Consider the following 23878-nt stretch of genomic DNA (forward strand, 5'->3'; position numbering starts at 1 on the left):
TTGTTTGTCCCTTTTGAAAATTTGCGACACTGCGCATTCCCCCCTTGTGGGAGCGGGCTTGCTCGCGAATGCGGTGTATCAGCCAATCAGGTGTTGACTGATACACCGCATTCGCGAGCAAGCCCGCTCCCACATTGAAAAAGATGTGTTGAACAAGATTTATGTGACCACCAGATCAGAGCGAGATTGGATGTGAGCAAGAGAGCCTATAACTTCTGTGCCGGCCCGGCGGCGCTTCCTGAAGCGGTCCTGAAGCGTGCCCAGGGCGAACTTCTCGACTGGCACGGCAAGGGCCTGTCGGTCATGGAGATGAGCCATCGCAGCGATGAATTCGTGTCCATCGCCACCAAGGCCGAGCAGGACTTGCGTGATCTGCTGAACATCCCGTCCAACTACAAGGTGCTGTTCCTGCAGGGCGGCGCCAGCCAGCAATTCGCCCAGGTGCCGCTGAACCTGCTGCCGGAAAACGGCAAGGCCGACTACATCGACACCGGTATCTGGTCGCAGAAAGCCATCGAGGAGGCTTCGCGCTATGGTCACGTCAACGTCGCGGCCACCGCCAAGCCCTACGACTATTTCGCCATTCCCGGCCAGAACGAGTGGAACCTGTCCAAGGACGCGGCGTATGTGCATTACGCGCCGAACGAAACCATCGGCGGCCTGGAATTCAACTGGATCCCGGAAACCGGCGACGTGCCGCTGGTTGCCGACATGTCCTCGGACATCCTCTCGCGCCCGGTGGATATTTCCCGTTTCGGCATGATCTACGCCGGCGCCCAGAAGAACATCGGCCCGAGCGGCATCCTGGTCAGCATCATCCGCGAAGACCTGTTGGGCCGCGCCCGTTCCCTGTGCCCGACCATGCTCAACTACAAGGTCGCCGCGGACAACGGCTCGATGTACAACACGCCGCCGACCCTGGCCTGGTACCTCTCCGGTCTGGTGTTCGAATGGCTGAAGGAGCAGGGCGGTGTCGAGGCCATCGGCAAGCTCAACGAAGTGAAGCAGCGCACGCTGTATGAATTCATCGACGCCAGCGGCCTGTACAGCAACCCGATCAACAAGACCGATCGGTCCTGGATGAACGTGCCGTTCCGCCTGGCCGACGACCGTCTCGACAAGCCATTCCTGGCCGGTGCCGACGAGCGTGGCCTGCTAAACCTCAAGGGTCACCGCTCGGTGGGTGGTATGCGCGCCTCCATCTACAACGCCGTGGACATCGACGCCGTCAACGCGCTGATCGCCTACATGGCGGAGTTCGAGAAGGAACATGGCTGATGTCTGAACAGGAACTCAAGGCGCTGCGCCTGCGCATCGACGCCCTGGACGAAAAGGTCCTGGAGTTGATCAGCGAGCGCGCCCGCTGTGCCCAGGAAGTCGCCCGGGTGAAAATGGCCTCGCTGGCTGAAGGCGAAGTGCCGGTTTTCTATCGCCCCGAGCGTGAAGCGCAGGTGCTCAAGCGGGTCATGGAGCGCAACAAGGGCCCGTTGAGCAACGAAGAGATGGCGCGGCTGTTCCGCGAAGTCATGTCGTCGTGCCTGGCCCTGGAGCAACCACTGAAAGTCGCCTACCTGGGGCCTGAAGGTACCTTCACCCAGGCCGCGGCGCTGAAGCATTTCGGCCACGCGGTGATCAGCAAGCCCATGGCGGCCATCGACGAAGTCTTCCGCGAAGTGGCGGCCGGCGCGGTGAATTTCGGCGTGGTGCCGGTGGAGAACTCCACCGAAGGCGCGGTCAACCACACGCTGGACAGCTTCCTCGAACACGACATGGTGATCTGCGGCGAAGTCGAACTGCGCATCCACCATCACCTGCTGGTGGGTGAGAACACCAAGACCGACAGCATCAGCCGGATCTATTCCCATGCCCAGTCCCTGGCCCAGTGCCGCAAGTGGCTGGACGCCCACTACCCGAACGTCGAGCGCGTGGCGGTCTCGAGCAACGCCGAGGCGGCCAAGCGGGTCAAGGGCGAATGGAACTCGGCGGCGATTGCTGGCGATATGGCGGCCGGCCTCTATGGGCTGACTCGCCTGGCCGAGAAAATCGAGGATCGCCCGGATAACTCCACGCGATTCCTGATGATCGGCAACCAGGAAGTCCCGCCGACCGGCGACGACAAGACCTCGATCATCGTGTCCATGAGCAACAAGCCCGGCGCGCTCCATGAGCTGCTGGTGCCTTTCCATGACAACGGCATCGACCTGACCCGGATCGAGACGCGTCCGTCGCGCAGCGGTAAATGGACCTACGTGTTCTTCATCGATTTCGTCGGCCACCACCGCGATCCGCTGGTCAAGGGTGTGCTCGAGAAAATCAGTCAGGAAGCAGTGGCACTCAAGGTGCTGGGTTCCTACCCCAAGGCAGTTCTTTAAGGGCGGATAGCAAATGAGTGGCAACTTCCTCGCGCTGGCACAGCCAGGCGTGCAACAACTCTCGCCTTACGTTCCGGGCAAGCCTGTGGACGAATTGGCCCGTGAGCTGGACCTGGACCCGGCCAGCATCGTCAAGCTGGCGAGCAACGAGAACCCGCTGGGTGCAAGCCCCAAGGCGCTGGCGGCGATCCGTGACGAACTGGCCGAGCTGACCCGTTACCCCGATGGCAACGGGTTTGCCTTGAAAAGCCTGCTGGCCGAGCGGTGTGGCGTCGAGCTGAACCAGGTGACCCTGGGCAATGGCTCCAACGACATCCTCGAGTTGGTGGCCCGTGCCTACCTGGCGCCGGGCCTCAATGCCGTGTTCAGCGAGCACGCGTTCGCGGTCTACCCGATCGCGACCCAGGCCGTCGGTGCCGACGCCCATGTAGTGCCGGCCAAGGCCTGGGGGCACGATCTGCCGGCCATGCTGGCAGCCATCGACGCCAACACCCGGGTGGTCTTCATCGCCAACCCGAACAACCCGACCGGCACCTGGTTCGACGCCCAGGCCCTGGACGATTTCCTGCAGGACGTGCCGGAGCACGTGCTGGTGGTGCTGGACGAAGCCTACATCGAGTACGCCGAAGGCAGTGACCTGCCCGATGGCCTGGATTTCCTGGCCGCCTACCCGAACCTGCTGGTCTCGCGCACGTTTTCCAAGGCCTATGGCCTGGCGTCGTTGCGGGTCGGCTATGGCCTGTCCACCGCGGTGGTCGCCGATGTGCTGAACCGCGTGCGCCAGCCGTTCAACGTCAATAGCTTCGCCCTGGCGGCAGCTTGCGCCGCCTTGCAGGACGAGCAATACCTGGCCGAGAGCCGGCGCCTCAACGAGGCCGGCATGCAACAGCTGGAAGCCGGTTTCCGTGAGCTGGGCCTGGACTGGATCCCTTCGAAAGGCAATTTCATCTGCGTCGACCTCGGGCGCGTTGCCGCCCCGGTGTTCCAGGGCCTGTTGCGCGAAGGCGTGATCGTGCGTCCGGTGGCCAATTACGGCATGCCGAACCACCTGCGCGTCACCGTTGGTCTGGCGGCGGAAAACAGCCGTTTCCTCGAGGCGTTGCGCAAGGTCCTGGCTCGTGGTTGATGTCACTCCACTGCAACCTGCTGTCCCTATGATCGGTCGCCTGGTGGTGGTCGGCCTGGGGCTGATTGGCGGTTCGTTCGCCAAGGGCCTGCGTGAAAGCGGCCTGTGCCGGGAGGTGGTCGGCGTCGACCTGGACCCGCAGTCACGCAAGCTGGCGGTTGACCTGGGTGTGGTGGATCGCTGCGAAGACGACCTGGCGATAGCCTGCCAGGGCGCGGACGTGATTCAGTTGGCGGTGCCGATCCTGGCCATGGAAAAACTGCTGGCGCGCCTGGCGACCATGGACCTGGGGCGTGCCATCCTGACGGATGTCGGCAGTGCCAAGGGCAATGTCGTGCGCGCGGCGACCCGGGCTTTCGGCGGGATGCCGGGGCGTTTCGTCCCTGGCCATCCGATTGCCGGCTCCGAGCAGAGCGGGGTGGAAGCCTCCAACGCCGAGCTGTTCCGCCGTCACAAGGTGATCCTGACGCCGCTGGAGCAGACCGATGCGGCGGCGCTGGCAGTGGTGGATCGGCTGTGGCGCGAGCTGGGTGCCGACGTCGAGCACATGCAGGTCGAGCGCCACGATGAAGTCCTGGCCGCCACCAGTCATTTGCCGCACCTGTTGGCGTTCGGGTTGGTGGATTCGTTGGCCAAACGCAATGAAAATCTCGAGATCTTCCGTTACGCTGCGGGCGGTTTCCGCGATTTCACGAGAATCGCTGGAAGCGACCCGGTCATGTGGCACGACATCTTCCTCGCCAACCGCGAAGCTGTCCTGCGCACACTCGATACATTTCGCAGCGACCTCGACGCCTTGCGCGACGCGGTCGATGCAGGGGACGGGCACCAATTGCTGGGCGTTTTCACACGCGCCAGGGTGGCCCGCGAGCATTTCAGTAAAATCCTGGCCCGTCGGGCCTATGTGGACGCTATGAACTCCAACGATCTGATTTTCCTGGCACAACCTGGTGGCTCCCTGAGTGGGCGTATTCGTGTACCGGGCGATAAATCGATTTCCCATCGCTCGATCATGCTTGGCTCCCTGGCCGAAGGCGTGACCGAAGTGGAAGGTTTCCTCGAGGGCGAAGACGCCCTGGCGACGCTGCAGGCGTTTCGCGACATGGGGGTGGTCATCGAAGGCCCGCACCACGGTCGCGTGACCATTCACGGTGTCGGCCTGCATGGCCTCAAGCCGGCCCCGGGGCCGATCTACCTGGGCAACTCCGGGACCTCGATGCGCTTGTTGTCCGGCCTGCTGGCCGCGCAGGATTTCGACAGTACGCTGACCGGTGATGCCTCGCTGTCCAAGCGCCCGATGAACCGTGTCGCCAATCCGTTGCGGGAAATGGGCGCGGTCATCGAGACGGCTGCCGACGGTCGTCCACCGATGACCATCCGCGGCGGCAACAAGCTCAAGGGGCTGACCTATACCATGCCGATGGCCAGTGCGCAGGTGAAATCCTGCCTGCTGCTGGCCGGTCTCTATGCCGAAGGCAAGACCACCGTGACCGAGCCGGCGCCTACCCGTGACCACACCGAGCGCATGCTGCGTGGCTTCGGCTACCCGGTTACCGTTGACGGTGCCACGGCGTCGGTGGAGTCCGGCAGCAAGTTGACCGCGACCCACATCGAAGTGCCGGGCGATATCTCTTCGTCGGCGTTCTTCCTGGTGGCGGCGTCCATCGCCGAGGGCTCCGAACTGGTGCTCGAGCACGTTGGCATCAACCCGACCCGCACCGGCGTGATCGACATCCTGCGCCTGATGGGCGCCGACATCACCCTGGAAAACCAACGTGAAGTAGGCGGCGAGCCGGTGGCGGATCTTCGCGTCAGAGCAGCTAAACTCAAGGGTATCGAGATTCCGGAGGAGCTGGTCCCGCTGGCCATCGACGAGTTCCCGGTGCTGTTCGTGGCGGCCGCCTGTGCGCAGGGTCGCACCGTATTGACCGGCGCCGAAGAGCTGCGGGTCAAGGAGTCGGATCGTATCCAGGTGATGGCTGATGGCCTGTTGGCCTTGGGCGTGAAGTGCCAGCCGACGCCGGACGGCATCATCATCGACGGCGGCCAGATCGGCGGCGGCGAAGTCCATGGTCATGGCGACCATCGCATTGCCATGGCCTTCAGTGTTGCATCGTTGCGCGCCAGCGCGCCGATCCGCATCCATGACTGCGCCAACGTCGCCACGTCGTTCCCGAACTTCCTGGCGCTGTGCGCGCAGGTCGGTATTCGAGTAGCACAAGAGGCGCAGTCGTGATCATCAAGGCACCGGTCATCACCATCGATGGCCCAAGCGGTTCGGGCAAGGGTACCGTCGCCGGGATCCTGGCCAGGCAGTTGGGCTGGAACCTGCTCGATTCGGGTGCCTTGTATCGCCTGCTGGCGTTCGCCGCTGCGAACCATGGCGTCGACCTGACCAACGAAGAGTTGCTCAAGGCGCTGGCCGCGCACCTGGACGTGCAGTTCATCGCGGCCACCGATGGCCAGTTGCAGCGCATCATCCTCGAAGGCGATGAAGTCAGCGATGTCATCCGTACCGAAAGCGTTGGCGCCGGGGCTTCCCAAGTGGCCGCGCTGCCGGCGGTGCGCGAAGCGTTGCTGCAACGCCAGCGTGCATTCCAGGAGGCGCCGGGGCTGGTCGCTGATGGCCGCGACATGGGCACGGTGGTGTTTCCCGATGCGCCCTTGAAGATTTTCCTCACCGCCAGCGCGGAGGAGCGGGCTCGTCGCCGATATTTGCAGTTGAAGGGCAAAGGTGAGGATGTTAGTCTGTCGAGTCTGCTAGATGAGATCCGTGCACGCGATGAGCGTGATACCCAGCGCGCAGTGGCCCCGCTCAAACCGGCGGCCGATGCGATACAGCTGGATTCCACGGAGTTGTCCATCGACCAGGTGTTGCAACGCATCATGAGCGAAATCGCACTGCGCGATCTCGCCGGGTGACCAGGAAGCTCTGCAGGGGACCAGTCATAGTCCTGCGGCGCTTCTTACATATGAAACTAACCCACACCGTCTGGGGTGTGGAGCCGGGCGTATTCTTCGCCCCAATCATCAGGAATTAAAATGAGCGAAAGCTTTGCGGAACTCTTTGAAGAAAGCCTAAAAACCCTGAACCTTCAGGCTGGCTCCATCATCACCGGTGTTATCGTCGATATCGATTACCAGGCTCGCTGGGTAACCGTTCATGCCGGTCTGAAGTCTGAAGCACTCATCCCGCTTGAGCAGTTCTACAACGACGCTGGCGAACTGAACATCAACGTCGGTGACGAAGTTCACGTTGCGCTGGACTCGGTTGAAGACGGTTTTGGCGAGACCAAGCTGTCCCGTGAAAAAGCCAAGCGTGCTGAATGCTGGATCGTTCTGGAAGCGGCTTTCGCAGCTGAGGAAGTGGTCAAGGGCGTTATCAACGGTAAGGTTAAAGGCGGCTTCACTGTCGACGTTAACGGCATCCGTGCGTTCCTGCCAGGTTCCCTGGTTGACGTCCGTCCAGTGCGCGACACCACGCACCTGGAAGGCAAAGAGCTGGAATTCAAGGTCATCAAGCTGGACCAGAAGCGCAACAACGTTGTCGTTTCCCGTCGCAGTGTCCTGGAAGCCGAGAACTCCGCCGAGCGTGAAGCTCTGCTGGAATCGCTGCAGGAAGGCCAGCAGGTCAAGGGTATCGTCAAGAACCTCACCGACTACGGCGCATTCGTCGACCTGGGTGGCGTCGATGGCCTGCTGCACATCACCGACATGGCCTGGAAGCGTATCAAGCATCCTTCGGAAATCGTCAACGTTGGCGACGAGATCGATGTCAAGGTTCTGAAGTACGATCGCGAGCGCAATCGCGTTTCCCTGGGCCTGAAGCAACTGGGTGAAGATCCATGGGTCGCCATCAAGGCCCGTTACCCAGAAGGCACCCGCGTCACCGCTCGTGTCACCAACCTGACCGACTACGGCTGCTTCGCTGAGCTGGAAGAAGGCGTTGAAGGCCTGGTGCACGTTTCCGAAATGGACTGGACCAACAAGAACATCCACCCTTCGAAAGTCGTACAAGTCGGCGACGAAGTGGAAGTCATGGTTCTGGACATCGACGAAGAGCGTCGTCGTATCTCCCTGGGCATCAAGCAGTGCAAGTCCAACCCATGGGAAGACTTCTCTGGCCAGTTCAACAAGGGCGACAAGATCTCCGGCACCATCAAGTCGATCACCGATTTCGGTATCTTCATTGGTCTGGACGGCGGCATCGACGGCCTGGTTCACCTGTCCGACATCTCCTGGAACGAAGTGGGCGAAGAAGCCGTACGCCGCTTCAAGAAGGGCGACGAGCTGGACACCGTTATCCTGTCGGTTGACCCAGAGCGCGAGCGTATCTCCCTGGGTATCAAGCAACTGGAAAGCGATCCGTTCTCCGAGTACGTCCAGGAGAACGACAAAGGCGCAATCGTCAAGGGCACTGTGAAAGAAGTTGACGCCAAAGGCGCCATCATCACCCTGGCCGACGATATCGAAGCGACTCTGAAAGCCTCCGAAATCAGCCGTGACCGCGTTGAAGACGCGCGCAACGTCCTGAAAGAAGGCGAAGAAGTAGAAGCCAAGATCATCAGCGTTGACCGTAAGAGCCGCGTAATCCAGCTCTCGATCAAGTCGAAAGACGTTGAAGACGAGAAAGAAGCTATCCAGAGCCTGCGCGACAAGCCAGCTTCGGACAGCGTCGCTGCTGGTCCTACCACTCTGGGCGACCTGCTGCGTGCACAAATGGAAAAACAGAACTGAGTTCTGTCAGACCATAGAAAAAGGGCGACTTCGGTCGCCCTTTTTTGTGGCTGCGATTTGCCTCGGTTGCTCAATGCGGGCCTTCACGTTGCGTCATGAAACCTATCCCTTGGCAAGGCTGTCTGTTTTGTTATACGGATCAATCATCTATATAACGACTAAGGTTGCCTTGAAGTTGGGGTGATAGAGGAATTTGAATGAGCAGGCTCTTACCCATGCTGTTGGTCGTGATCCTGGCAGGTTGTTCTACCAGTGCGAAGACTCATGCCGTACGTGGCGTCAGCGGTATCGAGGTCGATTGCTCGGGGCTGGGTTCCGGCTGGGAGAAGTGCCAGAAGCGCGCGGCGAAGGAATGCAAGGGTGCCGGCTACAAGGTCATCACCCGATCCGACGACGCCAAGGATGAGGACCAATACCCCTTTGGCTTCAATCCGGCAGGGTACCTGACCCGTACCATGCTGGTCATGTGCCGGTAGCATGAAATGACGTCCATCTGCCCGAAAAAGGGGCAGGCAGGGCTTGTAGGCGATATGTCAATACTTGGGCTGTTCAAAATCCTCCGGGCATGCTAAAACCTTTGAAGCGCTGATCTAGCTGCTTGAAAAAGAAGGGAAAAATATGACGAAGTCGGAGTTGATCGAACGAATTGTCACCCATCAAGGGCTACTCTCGTCCAAGGATGTAGAGCTGGCCATCAAGACAATGCTTGAACAAATGTCCCAATGCCTGGCGACTGGTGATCGTATCGAGATCCGTGGCTTCGGCAGCTTTTCCCTGCATTACCGTGCTCCACGGGTTGGGCGCAATCCCAAGACCGGTCAATCCGTCAGCCTCGACGGTAAATTCGTCCCTCACTTCAAGCCGGGCAAGGAGCTCAGGGATCGGGTGAACGAGGAGGAGGGGGATGAGCTTTGACGTGGATCGGAGGGTGGTAGATGCGGAACTTTAAGCGTCTGGCGCTTGTCGTAGGTGCTCTGCTCGTGGCCTCGGCAATTATCCTGTTCATGCTGGAAAATACTCAGCCTGCCACGCTGCTGTTTCTGGGCTGGTCTGCCCCACAGCTACCTGTTTCGGTTTACGTGCTCCTCGCGCTGCTCGCTGGTATGATGCTGGGGCCGTTGCTCGCCTGGTGTGCGGGAGTGCGTCGACGGTTGAAGTAAGGGATGCGTGAGCCCAGTAGTCTTGGTAAGGATCGCTGTCTACAATTTTTCTGACTTTGGGTGCGTTTTGTTCGTATTTAATATAAATCAGTTTAGGGCTGTATCCGCCAGGACCTCATTTGGCTTGCCTTTGCATTTAGTGAGTTCGTTTGCGAATGGGACGTCAAAGAAAGGAGGCGAGGTTCTGCATGCAAAATAATTCCATCAATACGCAGGGGGTCGATGAGGTTGACTTGATCGAGCTGGTGCGGGGAGTGTTGGCGCAGAGGTGGCTGATTGTTAGCATTGCGCTCCTGGTGTTTCTCAGTGCGGCGGCCTTTGCGTTCCTTAGCAAACCCGTCTATGAAGTAAAACTGTTCATCATTCCTCCTACTCAGAACGGTATTGCTGAGTTGAACTATGGACGTGGGAAAAGCACTGAGCTGGAACCCTACTCGATCCAATATGTATATGATGTATTCGCTCGGAATCTCCAAGGTGAGTCACTTCGTCAGAAATTCTTCAATGAGGTTTACCTTCCTTCGCTTGACGAGTCCCAGCGTAAAGCGCCGCTTGATCGCCTGTATGAACGCTTCTCCCGGGAACTGACGATAAGAGGGCCTGGCAAGGATGCGCCGGACCGTTTTTCGATTACTGTCCAAGGTGACGATCCGGCTCGCGCTACTGCGTGGGCAAAGGCTTATGTCCAGCGTGCCAGTGAAACCGCTGAGTCGGAGTTGATTAAAAACGTCACTTCGGAGGCCTCTGTAAGAGCTCGTAACCTGGAACAGCGCATTATCAGTCTGCGCGAAACAGCGCAGCGGGTGCGCGAAGACAGAATCCAGCAGCTCCGTGAGGCACTGAAGATTGCTAGGGCGATTGGTCTGACCACCCCGACTGTCAACTCGACAGCTGCCGTTGATATAACTGTGGATACGGGTAATAAGATGGATTACCAGCGTGGCAGCAAGGCCTTGATGGCAGAGGTTGAAGCGTTGGAGTCCAGGCCCTCTGATGATGCATTCATATCCGATTTGCGATCATTGCAGATGCGATATAGTTTTTATCGGAAATTGAATATCGACCCTGAAAGTATTTCCATTTATCGACAAGATGGCAGCGTAGAGGTGCCTGAAAGTCCGATCAAGCCAAATAAGGCCCTGATCCTGGTATTAGGCGCCATCGCGGGACTTATCTTGGGCTGCTTTACAGCGCTGGTTCGGTTCTTCTTGAAGCGGAATTCATAACGGTCCTGATATTCTGGCCAGGGCTTCAGCTGTCGGAAAGCCTGTTGCAGATGATGCGCAGGCTTTTTTCATCATCGCGGGAAGAATAATTGGCATTCGTTCGCTTTGGTGGTGGCTTAGTGATGGCATTTCCTGTTGATCCTACCAAGCTTCGCCTAAGGTTAAGTTTGTGTTGAAATACTGCCTTGATCACCTCGCGGGTGTTCTCGCCTTGACTGCATTGGTAAAAACCATTTTCCCCGATGGCTTGGCCTCGCTATCATTGCGCCTGCCGGCGAGCAATGCGGCACCGAGTAACAGCGCAACTAGCCCGGCGGCACCCTAATGGCTCAAGGAGGCGCATGTCTCGCAGGGATTTCATCGTTGCCAGGGAGAGTTTTTGGCGCTGAAGGGCCTGGTTGGAATTTTTGCATTAGCTGAAAGCCTGTGGTGTGGACGCCATCCACCGGTACTGAGGTAATCCCCGGGACGGATGTTCATTAGGTAACAAATTTTTTCAAAGCGACGGATGAGCTATGAAGCGGAGGGAGTTGCATTATGAACACTGAAAAAATTCGTGCAGCTGTTCTTGCACAGCAAAAAGGCTGTATTTTTACTCTGTCCTCCGATTCGCTAGGTGCTGTCAAAATTCCCAATGTTACGGGCGATGCAAATCGCTTCGGCGATCTTCCGCTTGGAAAAAATGTAAATTTCGGGAGCGTTGACGTTCCTAATAGATTGATCCTGGACTAACGCATTTGAAAAGCTGGCGAGTCTAAAACCGCCCATGCTGATTTAAATACTCAACCAATACTGAGGTGGAAAGTGAATAGAGTTTTAGTAACGGGTGCCGACGGATTTATTGGCTCCCATTTGGTTGAGTTGTTGGTGCGGGAAGGCTATCAGGTAAAAGCACTGTCGCAGTATAATTCATTTAATTATTGGGGATGGTTGGAGGATATAAATTGCCTCAATAAGGTTGAAGTTGTTAGTGGTGATGTCAGGGATCCGCATTTCTGCAAGCACATCACTAAAGATGTTGATATTGTCTTCCATCTTGCGGCATTGATCGCTATTCCATATTCCTACGTTGCTCCCGACAGTTATGTAGATACCAATGTAAAGGGGACATTGAATATCTGCCAGGCTGCCCTCGAAAATAATGTCAAGCGGGTGATCCATACTTCTACGAGTGAGGTTTATGGTACGGCTCAGTACGTGCCTATCGACGAAAAGCATCCTCTGCAAGCCCAGTCGCCCTACAGCGCTTCGAAAATCGGTGCCGACGCGATGGCCATGAGTTTCTTCAATGCCTTCGACTTACCATTGACTATTGCCAGGCCGTTCAATACCTATGGACCTAGGCAGTCGGCCAGGGCGGTTATCCCTACCATCATCACTCAAATTGCAAGTGGCCAGAAGCAGATCAAGTTAGGCGATGTCTCACCAACACGAGACTTCAACTACGTGGCCGATACATGTCAGGGTTTTCTGCAGTTGGCGCGGTGTCAAGAGGCCATTGGTGAGACGGTAAATATTGGTTCAAATTATGAAATATCCGTACGTGACACGCTTGAACTCATAAAGAAGCTGATGAACAGTGATGTAGAGTTTTTGACTGATGATCAGCGCATGCGTCCAGGTAAGTCGGAAGTTTTCAGGTTGTGGTGCGACAATAGCAAGATAAATAAGCTGACCGGCTTCGTGCCGAGTCATTCTATTTCTGAAGGCTTGCAGCGAACAATCGACTGGCTTCTCATTCCCGAAAATTTGGCTAAGTATAAAGCTGATATATATAACGTTTGAGGGGGGGGCACCATGTTCGATTCATTGATTAAGTTCGTGCGTGACGAGTACGCCACCAATGATTTTATTCCGCTGCATGCGCCGGTCTTTAAAGGTCATGAGCGTGATTATGTAGTGGAAACAATTGAATCAACCTTTGTGTCGAGCGTAGGTGCCTTTGTTAATCGTTTCGAAGAAGACCTTGCCTCGTATACGGGGAGCCCTCGGGCGACCGCCACGATGAACGGAACGGCAGCTCTCCACACGGCGCTTGTTTTGGCCGAGGTCAAGCAAGGCGACCTGGTCTTGACCCAAGCGTTGACCTTCGTCGCTACATGCAATGCAATTGCTTACTGCGGTGCCATGCCGGTTTTCATTGACGTTGATTTAAATACCTTGGGTTTTTCACCGTCGGCCATGAGTGCGTGGCTTCAAGAGCACGCCTATCTTGATGACCAGGGATTTTGTCGCCATAAAGCGACTCATCAGGTTATCAGGGCCTGCCTACCCATGCACACGTTTGGGCACCCTGTAGACATTGATCAGCTAGTCAAAGTGTGTCAGCTCTGGAACATTACCTTGGTGGAGGATGCGGCGGAATCGCTCGGGAGTTTCTATAAAGGGCAGCATACTGGAACGTTCGGTGCCTTGGGGGTACTCAGCTTTAATGGTAATAAAATCATTACCACAGGAGGCGGGGGGGCTATTCTCTCGAATGAGACACTTGGCGCCAAAGCGAAACACCTGACGACCACCGCAAAACAACCTCATGCCTACGAGTACGTTCATGACGAGTTGGGTTTTAATTACAGGTTGCCTAACCTGAATGCCGCCTTGGGTTGCGCTCAGCTTGAGCAGCTTGACCTATTTGTTTCTGCCAAGCGAGAGCTGGCGTCTCGCTACGCGTCGTTGCTGGCTAACAGTGAGTTGACATTTTTTTCCGAACCGCCTGAATGCCGCTCAAATTACTGGCTGAATACCGTAATTTGTGAATCTGTAGAGCGCCGTGATGCTCTTCTCAAAGCGACCAACGATAAAGGCGTGATGACTCGTCCGATTTGGAAACTGATGTGCCATCTGCCGCTTTACCATAACTGTATGAAGGGAGATCTGACCAATTCGCTATGGCTGGAGTCGCGGGTGGTGAATTTGCCGAGTAGCGTGCTGCCGGAGTTTCAGCGTGGCCAGTAAAATAGCGGTTTTCACCGGTACAAGGGCTGAGTATGGCCTTTTATATTGGTTGATGAGGGATATAAAGGACAATCCCGCTCTGGATCTTCAGATTCTCGTGAGTGGCATGCACCTCTCTCCTGAATTTGGTGAGACTTGGAAGCAGATCGTCCATGATGGATTTGAGATTGATGCCAAGGTCGAGATGCTGTTGTCTTCCGATACGGCGGTTGGTGTTGTCAAATCCATGGGCCTGGGCCTGTTAGGATTTGCCGAGGCCCTGCAGCGACTGTCTCCCGATGTGCTGGTGGTGCTCGGAGACCGGTTCGAAGCGCTGGCGGTGGTCCAAGCCGCACTTGTCATGAAAATTCCGGTGGCTCATATCCATGGTGGAGAAATAACGGAAGGGGCCTATGACGACGCTATTCGGCATGCCATAAGCAAGCTGTCAATGCTGCACTTTGTAGCAGCTGAACCTTACAGGCAACGTGTCATTCAGATGGGCGAAGATCCCGCGCGCGTATTTAATGTTGGCGCAGTTGGCTTGGATCATGTGAAACGTGGGGATTTTTTGTCCCTCGAAGCGCTGTCTCAAAGCCTGGACTTCAATATTGTAGGCCCGTTCATGTTGGTAACTTATCATCCAGTTACCCTTGCCGAGGAAGATCCTGAGCGAAGCTTTTGTGCATTGCTGGCGGCGCTGGATACATTTCCAGATTACCAGCTGGTCATTACTTATCCTAATGCAGACAATGGTGGTCGCAGCATAATATCGCTGATTGAAAAATATGCGGCGGCTCATCCTGGCAGGGTGCTTGCGATTCCATCGCTTGGGTTTAAGCGGTATTTAAGTATCCTGCAATATGCGAGTGTCGTCGTCGGTAACTCTTCAAGCGGTGTGATCGAGGTGCCTTCTTTTGGTCTACCGACGGTCAATATCGGCTCACGTCAAAAAGGCAGACTGGCTGCTGAAACCGTTATTTCCTGCGAACCTGACACCGACGCGATTCGCCAAGCTATTTCCCTCGCATTGTCGAAGGAATTTTCCAGCCTGTGCAGGCATGCGGAGAATCCTTATGGAAAGGGTGATGCCAGTCAGAAAATCGTGCAGCAGTTAATGAACTTTAACGGCGGCACATCAAAAAAATTCTATGACCTGGATTTACTATGAAAAGTAACTCGCAAGGTGTGTACGTAATTGCAGAAGCAGGTGTTAATCATAACGGTCAGCGGGACATGGCTCTGGCTCTCGTCGAGGCAGCTGCTGCCTCGGGTGCTGATGCCGTAAAGTTCCAGACGTTCGACGCTGCCAAGTTGGCTTCCAAGAGCGCCCCCAAGGCCGCCTACCAAGTCACGAATACTGATAATACTGAATCTCAGTTGGCGATGTTGAAGAAGCTCGAGTTGCCAAAGGAGTGGCATCAGGATATTCAACGACATGCTCGACAACTAGGAATCGAGTTTCTCTCCACCGCCTTCGATGTAGAGAGCCTGGATTTCCTGAGCCACCTGGGGATGCCATTCTTCAAGGTGCCCTCCGGCGAATTGACCAATGGTCCGTTGCTTTGGCAATTTGCGCGGACACGAAAGCCCCTGATCCTGTCGACTGGAATGGCTACGCTCAGTGAGGTCGAACAGGGTTTGGCTATTGTGAGCCATGCCTTGGTGCATGAGCGTGAGCCAGAGAACATGGATGAGGTTTGGCGTTCCTGGAGCGTTGCGCAAAACAGGCAAAGATTGCTCGGACACGTAACCCTGCTTCACTGCACATCGCAGTACCCCACCCCCTGGGCCGAGGTTAATTTAAGAGCGATGGATACGCTCGCGCATGCGTTTGGCCTTGAAATTGGATATTCGGATCATACGGAAGGTGCGTTGGTCTCCATTGCCGCTGTTGCAAGGGGAGCCAAAATCATTGAAAAGCATTTTACGCTTGATCGGGCCCTGCCAGGACCTGATCACAAGGCATCCCTTGAGCCGAATGAGCTCAAAGGCATGATCGATGACATCCGGGCCTTGGAGCAGGCTATCGGCAGTGCCTGCAAAGCGCCGCAAGCTAGCGAGTGGGACACGCGCAAGGCCGCTCGGCAACAGGTCGTGGCAAATCGTCCAATAGCAAAAGGGGCTGTCTTGTCGCGTGAAGACCTTACCACAGCACGCAGTGGCGGGGGGTTACCGGCTGTTGAACTGTGGGGTTTGATCGGTAAAGTCAGCCCTCGCGAATATGCCATGGGCGAGGCTTTAGAGAAGTGAACGTAGCGGCGGCTATAAAATCAGTGGTAATAATCGGTGCGGGGGGGCATGCCAAGGTCCTTTTATCGCTAGCAACGTCCGCTGGTTTTAATGTCATGGGTGTATGCGCTCCAGAATTCAGATCAAGAGAAGTAAAAACGTGGCGAGGCGTTGACGTACTGGGAGACGATAGTTTTATTGAGCAATTAGATCCCAAGGAAGTAGGTCTGATAAACGGGATTGGTCAAGTCATCCACAACAGTATTCGAAAGACGATTTTCAGACGCTACCGAGACAAGGGATTCGAATTTCCCGTGCTGATTCATCCCAATGCGTGGATCGATTCAACTGCAAGCCTTGGTCAAGGCGTACAGGTCATGTCGGGGGCTGTCATACAGGCTGACTGTAAGATCGGTGAGAATACGATCATCAATACCCGTGCAAGCATTGATCACGACTGTCATGTTCATGCCAATGTGCACGTTGCGCCCGGTGCCGTGGTTTGCGGGGATTCGACCTTATGTGAAGGTGTTTTCGTTGGTGCCGGTGCTACCATCATCCAGTCGTTGACCGTGGGAGAGAATTCCGTGGTTGGAGCCGGGTCGGTACTGGTGAGTTCGTTACCAGCTGATCGTATATCGTTAGGTACCAAACCTCATATTACCCAACGACTAAAGAACTAAGAGGCAAGAATGAAACAGTGGCAGTTGACGCTTGTTAGTCCAGACATCACTATGGAAGAGGCTATCGCTACACTAGATCGCGTGGCGATGCGTATTGTATTGGTGGTAGATGATCAACAAAATCTCCTAGGCACCGTGACCGACGGAGATATCAGGCGGGCACTACTGAAAAAGCTGCCGCTTAATGGTCCTATCAAGGACATCATGTGCTTGTCGCCGAAAACGGCTCGGCTGGGTTGGACCAAGGCGCGTATCCTTTCCATAATGGAACAGTACAAGCTTCTGCAGCTTCCGGTATTGGATGAGCAGGGTAAAGTGATTGGCCTTGAAACTTTGCACGACCTGCTCGATAAGCCACGTCGTGACAATCCTGTATTTCTAATGGCTGGCGGTTTTGGAACGCGGCTGAGGCCACTGACCCATAATTGCCCGAAACCCCTGCTCAAGGTTGGGGATAAGCCGATTTTAGAGCTGATTTTGGAACGTTTCATAAGTTCTGGTTTTCATCGGTTCTACATTTCTACTCATTACATGCCAGAGATGATTCGAGAATACTTTGGCAACGGAAGCCAATGGGGCGTTAGCATTACCTATATCCATGAGGAAGTACCTCTTGGCACAGGGGGAGCGCTAGGTCTGCTTCCTCATGATGAGATAGATATGCCATTATTCATGATGAACGGTGATTTGTTGACCACATTGAATTTTCAGAATCTCTTGGAGTTTCATGAAACGCACAACGGCTCCGCCACGATGTGCGTAAGGGAGTTCGAGTATCGCGTCCCCTATGGCGTTATTCAGAGCGAAGGGCACAGGATAATTTCGATGGTTGAGAAGCCGATTCAGCACTTCTTTATCAACGCTGGTATTTATTTGCTATCGCCCGAACTGGTGAAGAGCGTTCCGGCCGGTGAGCGCATAGATATGCCTACGCTGCTGGAGAAAGAAATCGAGCTGAATCGAAATGTAAATATGTTTCCTGTGCATGAGTATTGGCTTGACATAGGTCGCATGGAAGATTTCCAGCGGGCGCAAAGCGAGTTTCTAAGTTTGTAAACTTCTGCAATTCTGATTTTCGAATGTCTGATCGCTGGGGACCCATTCATGAAAACGTACGCTTTTATATTTGCCAGAGGTGGTTCCAAGGGCCTGCCTGGTAAAAACATCCGAGAATTGGCGGGTCAGCCGTTACTTGCCTATTCAATAAAAGTCGCTAAGCAGGTAGAGCGCATAGATAAAGTATTCGTTTCAACGGATTGTCCTCAGATAGCGGCCGTTGCGAAAGAGTACGGCGCAGAAGTGATTGAGCGGCCTGAGCACTTGGCGGCGGATACATCAGCAGAATGGAAATCCTGGCAGCATGCGATTGAAACGTTGGAACAGCGCGGTGATCAATTTGATATTTTCTTGAGCCTTCCCGCTACCAGCCCATTGCGAAATGCCAGTGACGTGCGCAAATGTCTGGATTCTATTGAGGACGCCGATGTCGTCGTGACGGTGACTCCGGCGGCAACAAACCCATATTTTGCAATGCTGATTCGGGATGACGCTGGCTTCAGTAGGCTTGTGTGCGGAGACGGCACCATTACGCGCCGTCAGGACGCTCCGGCTGCCTACGATATGACAGGGGTTGCTTATGTGGCGCGCCCGTCCTACATCAAGGCGTCAACTGGGTTGTTTGGGGGGCGATTGAAATCCGTTGTGATTCCACGCATGCGCGCTGTTGATGTTGATGATATTTACGATTTTAAGATGGCCGAGATGTTTGTCCATGATGAAAATCTGAACAAAGAATTAGACGCCTGATGTCAAGGCGGAGGTGTTGCCTCTTAGATGGGCTATACACCGCTTGCGATTGATGCTGTGTAAAAGTAGCATCGCCGTTTTGCTTGGGAGCGTTGATTCGGTTGTTAAATATAATGTTGACTTTGGTGGGCCGTGAAAAAATCAAGCGGCTCATCAATTTAAATATAAGGGCGGCTACTCTAGTTAGTAAATTTGCTCTTATTTTTTTTATGGCTAAATATCTAGATGCTAGGGATGTCGGCATCTATGGCCTGATAGCGGCTACGATAGGGTATGCAATTTATCTGGTTGGGTTCGAGTTTTATAACTATTCCACGCGCGAGATCATTGGTTCTGATCCAGATCTGCTGTACGGCTATCTAAAGGATCAACTCGTGCTTTATGCGGTTGCTTACCTGCTTGCTTTTCCCTTGGTAGTGATATTTTTTTCGCATGGATTTATCACGTTTGAGTATATCTATTGGTTCGGTGTTCTCTTAATTGTTGAGCATCTGGCACAAGAACTCAATAGGATCCTAGTCGCCGTTTCGCAGCAGATGCTGGCCAGCGTAGTCCTATTCGTCCGTAGTGGTATATGGTGTCTACTCATCATATTGTTTATGTATTTATCACCCGCCACACGCAATCTGAACTTCGTATTCGCGCTGTGGTTCTTGGGGTGTCTTTTGGCATTGTTTATAGGTCTTTGGGGTTTGAGGTCGTACAACGGAAGTTCCTTTTTTAAACCGGTAAATTGGTTGTGGATAAAAAAGGGCCTTAGGCTGGTTTGGCCACTGCTAATTGCCAGTCTCTGTATACGTGGGATATTTACCATCGACCGCTACTGGGTAGAGCGAGTGGCCGGTTTGGATGTCTTGGGGGCGTATGTGCTGTACATAGGTATGGCGACGGCTGTGCTTTCATTTTTGGACGCTGCGGTAATAGTGTTTTATTATCCAAAGCTAATTCTCTCTGCCAAGGCCAAGGATTACTACCAATTCTCCATCAATATGCGCGGACTTAATTTCAATGTCATTGGCTTTACCGCGTTTTTGTCTGCTGCTTGCTATTTGTTTGGCTGGGGCATGGTGGTATGGTTGGAGAAGGCTGTCTACGTGGAATATTTCTACATCTTGAAGTGGTTGATTTTAGCAATAGCATTGTATTCCCTCAGCATGATTCCTCATGTTGGGCTATATGCACTTCATAAGGATTCACACATATTTTTTAGTCAAGTCGGCGGGCTGGGGGTTTTTCTCGTGTCTTACTTCGCAATGCGCATGGTTGACATTGATGGGGTGGCAGCTGTGCTTTGGGGGATGTGCAATGCTTTTGCAACAATATTCATATGGAAATCCTTGGCTTATGTTTTTGGCTTTCGCTTGATTAAGAAGGATGCTGGTAATGCTAGTGCCTAACCGTGCGTTACATGAAACAGGCGGTACAAGGCTATCGTCTTTTCTTATTGCGTTGGTAGCGCTATGGTTCCTGGTTTCTGCGATATATTATGTCGAGTTTCTATTCTCCGGAGATATTCTGGCCAGTCGCGGTGATCATTTGTTTCATAAGATGGCCAAGTACCTGGTGGTATTATCTCTTTCCATAGCGTTGATGCTGAGATCCGGATGCTATCTCACCATCATTATCTATGGTATGGGGTTGTTCAGCGTTTCCATTATTTATCTTATTTTTCCTGATTCTCAGTGGCTGATTGAAGCGCTGATCGTTTTTCTTTCCATGTCTGGCATGGCGCTATTGTTGGCAAATTGTTCCGAGGAACAGCGCCATACGTTGGTGGGGGCGATTTTGCTCGGTGCTTTCCTTGCGGGGATCATGTCATTTTATGAGATGCACTATCTTGTAGACTTGTATACCCCCTATTGGGCGCAAACCGGAACCATAAGATCGATATCCACGTTGTTCAATCCCAATAATTTTGGTCTTTATATGGGGGCGGCGCTGATTTTACTTGCAGGTTACAGAGCGTCGATAGCGTTACGTGTAGTCTTCTTCGTTCCAATTTTCTATGGCTTTTGTATGAGCGGGTCTCGAACCGCATGGGTGGCGCTGGTTGTAGTCCTCGGGTTTTATTGCCTGACTGAAGTAAGACGAGTAAATCTCAAGCTTGTTGCAGTCTTCGGGGCGGGGTTTTTCCTGCTGTTCTGCGGTGGAATATATTTCATAGCTGTAGGAGAGTTTTATGCCCCCGAACGGATGCTGAATTTTGACAGCGCACTTATTAGGTTCGAGCGCTATTTTGAGTTTGTGCAGAGTTTTGATGTGACCTATTTTCTACCTGATTCCGAGGGTGCAAGACTGGGGCTCGTAAGCGAAAGTGCCTACTTCACCCTGATGAATTCAATGGGACTACTTGGTTTTGCGTGCTTCCTGGCCTTTTTGGTTTTTATTTTCAAAAGTCGCTCGAGCAGTGAGGTCGATGTATCTTTCAAGATGGTTTTTGTGTATTACCTTGTTTGTGCTTTATTCGAAAATACCCTGAATTCCTTTCCAAACAATCAGATGTTCTTTGTCTCGATGGGAGTGTTTTTTGTATTTAGGGAGTCAAAGGAGAAAAAGAAGCGTGGATAATCAAGCGCGCAGGCGGTTGAGGTTGCTTGCTCATTACCTCGCCGCTACAAAAAATGAAATTGCGGTTGATCAAAGCATTTACTCGCTGTGTGCTAGTGATCCCGTTGTGCTTGCATATGCACCGCGTCCTGCAAAACTATTGAGTGTCATCGGGGCAGGCTCTGTGGCTGCTCGATTTATTATTAAGTTTGTAAGTTTTCTCTGGCGTATGGGGCTTGATAAGTGCTGGTTTTTGTTTGATTTTATAAGGTTGTTGATTGGCAAGGAAAAATTTAATGCGGGCTTCTTGGTGTTATCTTCGGAAAAGCCTGTAGCACTTTCTTTTTCTCCGCGGGCCTTAGGTGTGCTTGAGGCGGTTGATGCATTGAGCTATTCAAGCTGTCTGGTGAGAGGTCCAGGTGGCGGGGGGCTGCTCACGGGGCCTGAAGTGACTGTGCTGAATTATTCGTCCCTTTTGACCTGGCGGGACTGCGCTGAGGCGCTGAGGCTTTCTCTTATTATTTCTAGTCGAATGAAGTGCAAACCCACTTTTGAAATTTGGCGGCTGCAAAGTTATACAGCGTTCAAATGGATTGCATTTTATTTAGCTATCGAAAAACTGCCCTCCCACAAATTTGTCATAACTGACCATTATGATCGGTGGGCGGTGCTTGTCGATCGCTTGGTCGCTGAAAAGAAAAAAGCGCAATCAAGCCTTACAATTGTTCAGCATGGTTCGCTAGTTGGCTTGTCTTCGACAAGTATGGAAACCACTTTTTCCGTACAGATCCCTACGCGGTTGAGAAGTGTAAATAAGCTGTATGTTTATAATGAAGGGGCAGCTGAGGTGTTTCGCAAACACATTCTGGCTTGTGGTAGCCTAAAGCGGGGGCTTGAAATTGAATATTTCAAGCCGAGAATTTCGCTGTCCCCTGTGTCGTCTGATTTCAGCGTATTAATAGTGGGGCATGCAATATGTGAAAACTTTCACTTGTTTCTGTATGACCAGATGGTGTCGAATTCCGCCATCGATTTTTTTTACAAGCCGCACCCAACGGTGTCTCCGAGTCGGGAGGTCCGGGCGAGGGGGTGGCACATGATCGAGCAGACTGATTTCTTTCCCAAGGTCGATTTGTTAATATCCTACCCTTCTACGCTGGTTGCTGAGTATGAGGGGAGCGGTATAGGGGCGATTTTGCACCCGTTGGCCATTAAGCCTGAAGAATACGAAGCGGTTTTGTCGAAGATAATTAATAAGCTGCAGTCAGCGAAGTAACGGTTTAATGGGAGGGGGGGAGATGAGGAGCGCTGGGGAGTACACCATTTGTTCAAGATGTATTATGGATACCAGTGATCCTAATATAAGCTTTGACGAGCAGGGTGTTTGCGAGTACTGCAATAATTTCGAGAAAGTTATCAAGCCCAGTTGGCACACCGATGGGCGCGGCCAGGCTGAGCTAAAGGCGCTGGCTGACAAGATTAAAGCTGACGGCGTAGGGCGGGATTTTGACTGCATTATTGGCCTCAGTGGCGGTCTTGACAGCTCTTATCTGTGCTATGTTGCTAAAGAAATCATGGGCTTGCGACCGCTCCTGTTTCATGTCGATGCCGGTTGGAATACCGACCAGGCCGTCGGCAATATCGAAAAGCTGGTTGATGGTCTTGGCTTGGAGCTCTATACCGACGTGGTCAATTGGGAGGAAATGAAGAGTTTGCAAGTGGCTTTTCTTAAAGCGCAAATTCCAGACCAGGACATTCCACAAGATGCTGCTTTTTTTTCAGGGCTTTATCGGTTTGCAAAGGCCAACAAGATAAAGTACGTTCTGACGGGCGCTAACTACTCTACGGAGTGTTGCCGAGAGCCGGAGGAATGGGGTGCCTATCCGGGAATCGATAAAATACTGATCAATGACATCCACGGTAAATTTGGCTCGCGCAAGCTCAAGACATTCCCACTGATCGATATATTGTCTTATAAGATTTACTATCGCTACGTTTTGGGTATGCAGGTTGTACGGCCGTTGAATCTGTTGCCCTATATAAAGAGCGACGCGGAAGATACGTTGGAACGACTGTTTGGCTGGAAACGTTTTCAACACAAACACCACGAATCCAGGTTCACCCGCTTCTACGAAGATTATTGGATGCCGCGCAAGTTTGGCTATGAGAAGCGCCGTGCTCATTTCTCCAGCCTCATCATGACCGGACAGCTGACGCGTGAAGCCGCCCTGGAGCGCATCGCCAAGCCTGAGCTGGATGAGAATTTCCTGACCTCCGAATTTGAGTATGTCGCGCACAAGCTGGACTTGACTGTGCCTGAACTTCAGCGCATTTTCGACGGCGAAAATAAAACCTTCCGTGATTACAAGAACAAGCGTTTCCTGATCGGAATAGGTGCCCGAATACTCAGTGCAATCGGATTGGAAAGACGACTGTTCAGATGATTACCATCATTGACTACGGCCTGGGGAATATCCAGGCCTTCGTGAACGTTTATAGACGTTTGCACATTCCGGTCGCCGTCGCTCAGACGGCTGCGCAATTGGACGGTGCGACCAAGTTGATCCTTCCTGGGGTCGGCGCGTTCGACCATGCCGTTCAGCGGCTTGACGCCTCGGGCATGCGTCCCACCCTGGAAGAAATGGTCCTGGAACACAAGGTCCCGGTGCTGGGCGTTTGCGTGGGGATGCAAATACTGGCAAACCGCAGCGACGAGGGTTCCATGCCTGGCCTTGGCTGGGTGCCCGGTTGCGTTCGATCCTTCAAGTCCGTTCCAGGATTGACTGAGCTAGCCCTTCCGCACATGGGCTGGAACGATGTCAGCCCGGCTGAGGGCTCCGCGTTGTTCAAGGGCTTCGAGAACGAAGCACGCTTTTACTTCCTGCATTCTTTCTTTTTTGAATGCGAAGAAGCCCGGCACAGCGAGGCGACATCCTCCTATGGCTTGGCGTTCAGCTGTGCCGTACGTGCTGGGAATGTGTATGGCGCCCAGTTTCACCCTGAGAAAAGCCACCATTTCGGCGTCGGATTGCTGAAAAACTTCGCGGAACTATGA

The 23878-nt window shown here is 53.7% G+C and carries 23 protein-coding genes; all 23 read left to right on the plus strand.

The features are described 5' to 3' along the window. Positions 1-192: 192 nt before the first annotated feature. Complete coding sequence (gene serC, locus Q6A48_RS00840; protein WP_304551188.1) at positions 193-1278, plus strand: 3-phosphoserine/phosphohydroxythreonine transaminase; 1086 nt, start codon at positions 193-195, stop codon at positions 1276-1278. Further along, positions 1278-2372, plus strand: a complete 1095-nt coding sequence (gene pheA / locus Q6A48_RS00845; RefSeq protein ID WP_053146538.1) for a prephenate dehydratase — start codon at positions 1278-1280, stop codon at positions 2370-2372. The genes serC and pheA overlap by 1 nt, the downstream gene beginning before the upstream one ends. A 13-nt stretch (positions 2373-2385) precedes the next feature. Beyond that, a complete protein-coding gene (gene hisC, locus Q6A48_RS00850; RefSeq protein ID WP_304551191.1) occupies positions 2386-3498 on the plus strand; it encodes a histidinol-phosphate transaminase in 1113 nt (370 codons plus the stop codon). 28 nt (positions 3499-3526) lie between these two features. After that, complete coding sequence (locus Q6A48_RS00855) at positions 3527-5734, plus strand: bifunctional prephenate dehydrogenase/3-phosphoshikimate 1-carboxyvinyltransferase (RefSeq protein WP_304551404.1); 2208 nt, start codon at positions 3527-3529, stop codon at positions 5732-5734. Next, positions 5731-6420: a (d)CMP kinase gene (gene cmk, locus Q6A48_RS00860; RefSeq protein ID WP_304551192.1), complete on the plus strand. Its 690-nt coding sequence runs from the start codon at positions 5731-5733 to the stop codon at positions 6418-6420. Before Q6A48_RS00855 ends, cmk begins: the two co-directional genes overlap by 4 nt. A gap of 120 nt (positions 6421-6540) precedes the next feature. Then, positions 6541-8235 (plus strand): 30S ribosomal protein S1, encoded by a 1695-nt coding sequence (gene rpsA / locus Q6A48_RS00865; protein WP_304551194.1) that lies wholly within the window; start codon positions 6541-6543, stop codon positions 8233-8235. A 197-nt stretch (positions 8236-8432) separates the two neighbouring features. Continuing rightward, the gene (locus tag Q6A48_RS00870; RefSeq protein WP_304551196.1) at positions 8433-8711 is read left to right on the plus strand and encodes a hypothetical protein; all 279 of its coding nucleotides are present in this window, start codon (positions 8433-8435) and stop codon (positions 8709-8711) included. A 142-nt stretch (positions 8712-8853) separates the two neighbouring features. Further along, on the plus strand, positions 8854-9150 hold the full coding sequence (ihfB, locus tag Q6A48_RS00875) for an integration host factor subunit beta (protein WP_003199243.1): 297 nt from the start codon (positions 8854-8856) through the stop codon (positions 9148-9150). 20 nt (positions 9151-9170) lie between these two features. Continuing rightward, entirely contained in the window at positions 9171-9395 is a 225-nt protein-coding gene (locus tag Q6A48_RS00880) for a lipopolysaccharide assembly protein LapA domain-containing protein (protein ID WP_304551202.1), read from the plus strand. 188 nt (positions 9396-9583) lie between these two features. After that, the gene (locus Q6A48_RS00885) at positions 9584-10621 is read left to right on the plus strand and encodes an LPS O-antigen chain length determinant protein WzzB (RefSeq protein WP_304551203.1); all 1038 of its coding nucleotides are present in this window, start codon (positions 9584-9586) and stop codon (positions 10619-10621) included. A 537-nt stretch (positions 10622-11158) separates the two neighbouring features. Then, on the plus strand, positions 11159-11353 hold the full coding sequence (locus Q6A48_RS00890; RefSeq protein ID WP_304551204.1) for a hypothetical protein: 195 nt from the start codon (positions 11159-11161) through the stop codon (positions 11351-11353). 72 nt (positions 11354-11425) lie between these two features. Continuing rightward, positions 11426-12406: an NAD-dependent 4,6-dehydratase LegB gene (locus Q6A48_RS00895; protein ID WP_304551205.1), complete on the plus strand. Its 981-nt coding sequence runs from the start codon at positions 11426-11428 to the stop codon at positions 12404-12406. Positions 12407-12418: 12 nt separating this feature from the next. After that, complete coding sequence (locus tag Q6A48_RS00900) at positions 12419-13576, plus strand: LegC family aminotransferase (RefSeq protein WP_304551206.1); 1158 nt, start codon at positions 12419-12421, stop codon at positions 13574-13576. Continuing rightward, complete coding sequence (neuC, locus tag Q6A48_RS00905) at positions 13566-14726, plus strand: UDP-N-acetylglucosamine 2-epimerase (RefSeq protein ID WP_304551208.1); 1161 nt, start codon at positions 13566-13568, stop codon at positions 14724-14726. Before Q6A48_RS00900 ends, neuC begins: the two co-directional genes overlap by 11 nt. After that, positions 14723-15808: an N-acetylneuraminate synthase gene (gene neuB, locus Q6A48_RS00910; RefSeq protein ID WP_304551210.1), complete on the plus strand. Its 1086-nt coding sequence runs from the start codon at positions 14723-14725 to the stop codon at positions 15806-15808. The genes neuC and neuB overlap by 4 nt, the downstream gene beginning before the upstream one ends. Then, positions 15805-16470 (plus strand): acetyltransferase, encoded by a 666-nt coding sequence (locus Q6A48_RS00915; protein WP_304551212.1) that lies wholly within the window; start codon positions 15805-15807, stop codon positions 16468-16470. The genes neuB and Q6A48_RS00915 overlap by 4 nt, the downstream gene beginning before the upstream one ends. A gap of 9 nt (positions 16471-16479) precedes the next feature. After that, positions 16480-17526, plus strand: a complete 1047-nt coding sequence (locus Q6A48_RS00920) for a nucleotidyltransferase family protein (protein ID WP_304551213.1) — start codon at positions 16480-16482, stop codon at positions 17524-17526. Positions 17527-17574: 48 nt separating this feature from the next. Further along, positions 17575-18276 carry an acylneuraminate cytidylyltransferase family protein gene (locus Q6A48_RS00925; RefSeq protein WP_304551214.1) on the plus strand — a complete coding sequence of 234 codons (702 nt, stop codon included), beginning with the start codon at positions 17575-17577 and terminating at the stop codon, positions 18274-18276. Between the two features lie 113 nt (positions 18277-18389). Then, on the plus strand, positions 18390-19673 hold the full coding sequence (locus tag Q6A48_RS00930; RefSeq protein WP_304551216.1) for an MATE family efflux transporter: 1284 nt from the start codon (positions 18390-18392) through the stop codon (positions 19671-19673). Next, positions 19660-20844 carry an O-antigen ligase family protein gene (locus Q6A48_RS00935; RefSeq protein WP_304551218.1) on the plus strand — a complete coding sequence of 395 codons (1185 nt, stop codon included), beginning with the start codon at positions 19660-19662 and terminating at the stop codon, positions 20842-20844. The genes Q6A48_RS00930 and Q6A48_RS00935 overlap by 14 nt, the downstream gene beginning before the upstream one ends. Continuing rightward, positions 20837-22099 (plus strand): hypothetical protein, encoded by a 1263-nt coding sequence (locus Q6A48_RS00940; protein WP_304551220.1) that lies wholly within the window; start codon positions 20837-20839, stop codon positions 22097-22099. The genes Q6A48_RS00935 and Q6A48_RS00940 overlap by 8 nt, the downstream gene beginning before the upstream one ends. Positions 22100-22121: 22 nt before the next feature. Continuing rightward, entirely contained in the window at positions 22122-23267 is a 1146-nt protein-coding gene (locus Q6A48_RS00945; RefSeq protein WP_304551221.1) for an N-acetyl sugar amidotransferase, read from the plus strand. Beyond that, complete coding sequence (gene hisH / locus Q6A48_RS00950) at positions 23264-23878, plus strand: imidazole glycerol phosphate synthase subunit HisH (RefSeq protein WP_304551224.1); 615 nt, start codon at positions 23264-23266, stop codon at positions 23876-23878. Before Q6A48_RS00945 ends, hisH begins: the two co-directional genes overlap by 4 nt.

The sequence above is a fragment of the Pseudomonas citrullilanati genome (assembly GCF_030580855.1).
In the GTDB taxonomy this organism is placed as follows: Bacteria; Pseudomonadota; Gammaproteobacteria; order Pseudomonadales; family Pseudomonadaceae; genus Aquipseudomonas; species Aquipseudomonas citrulli.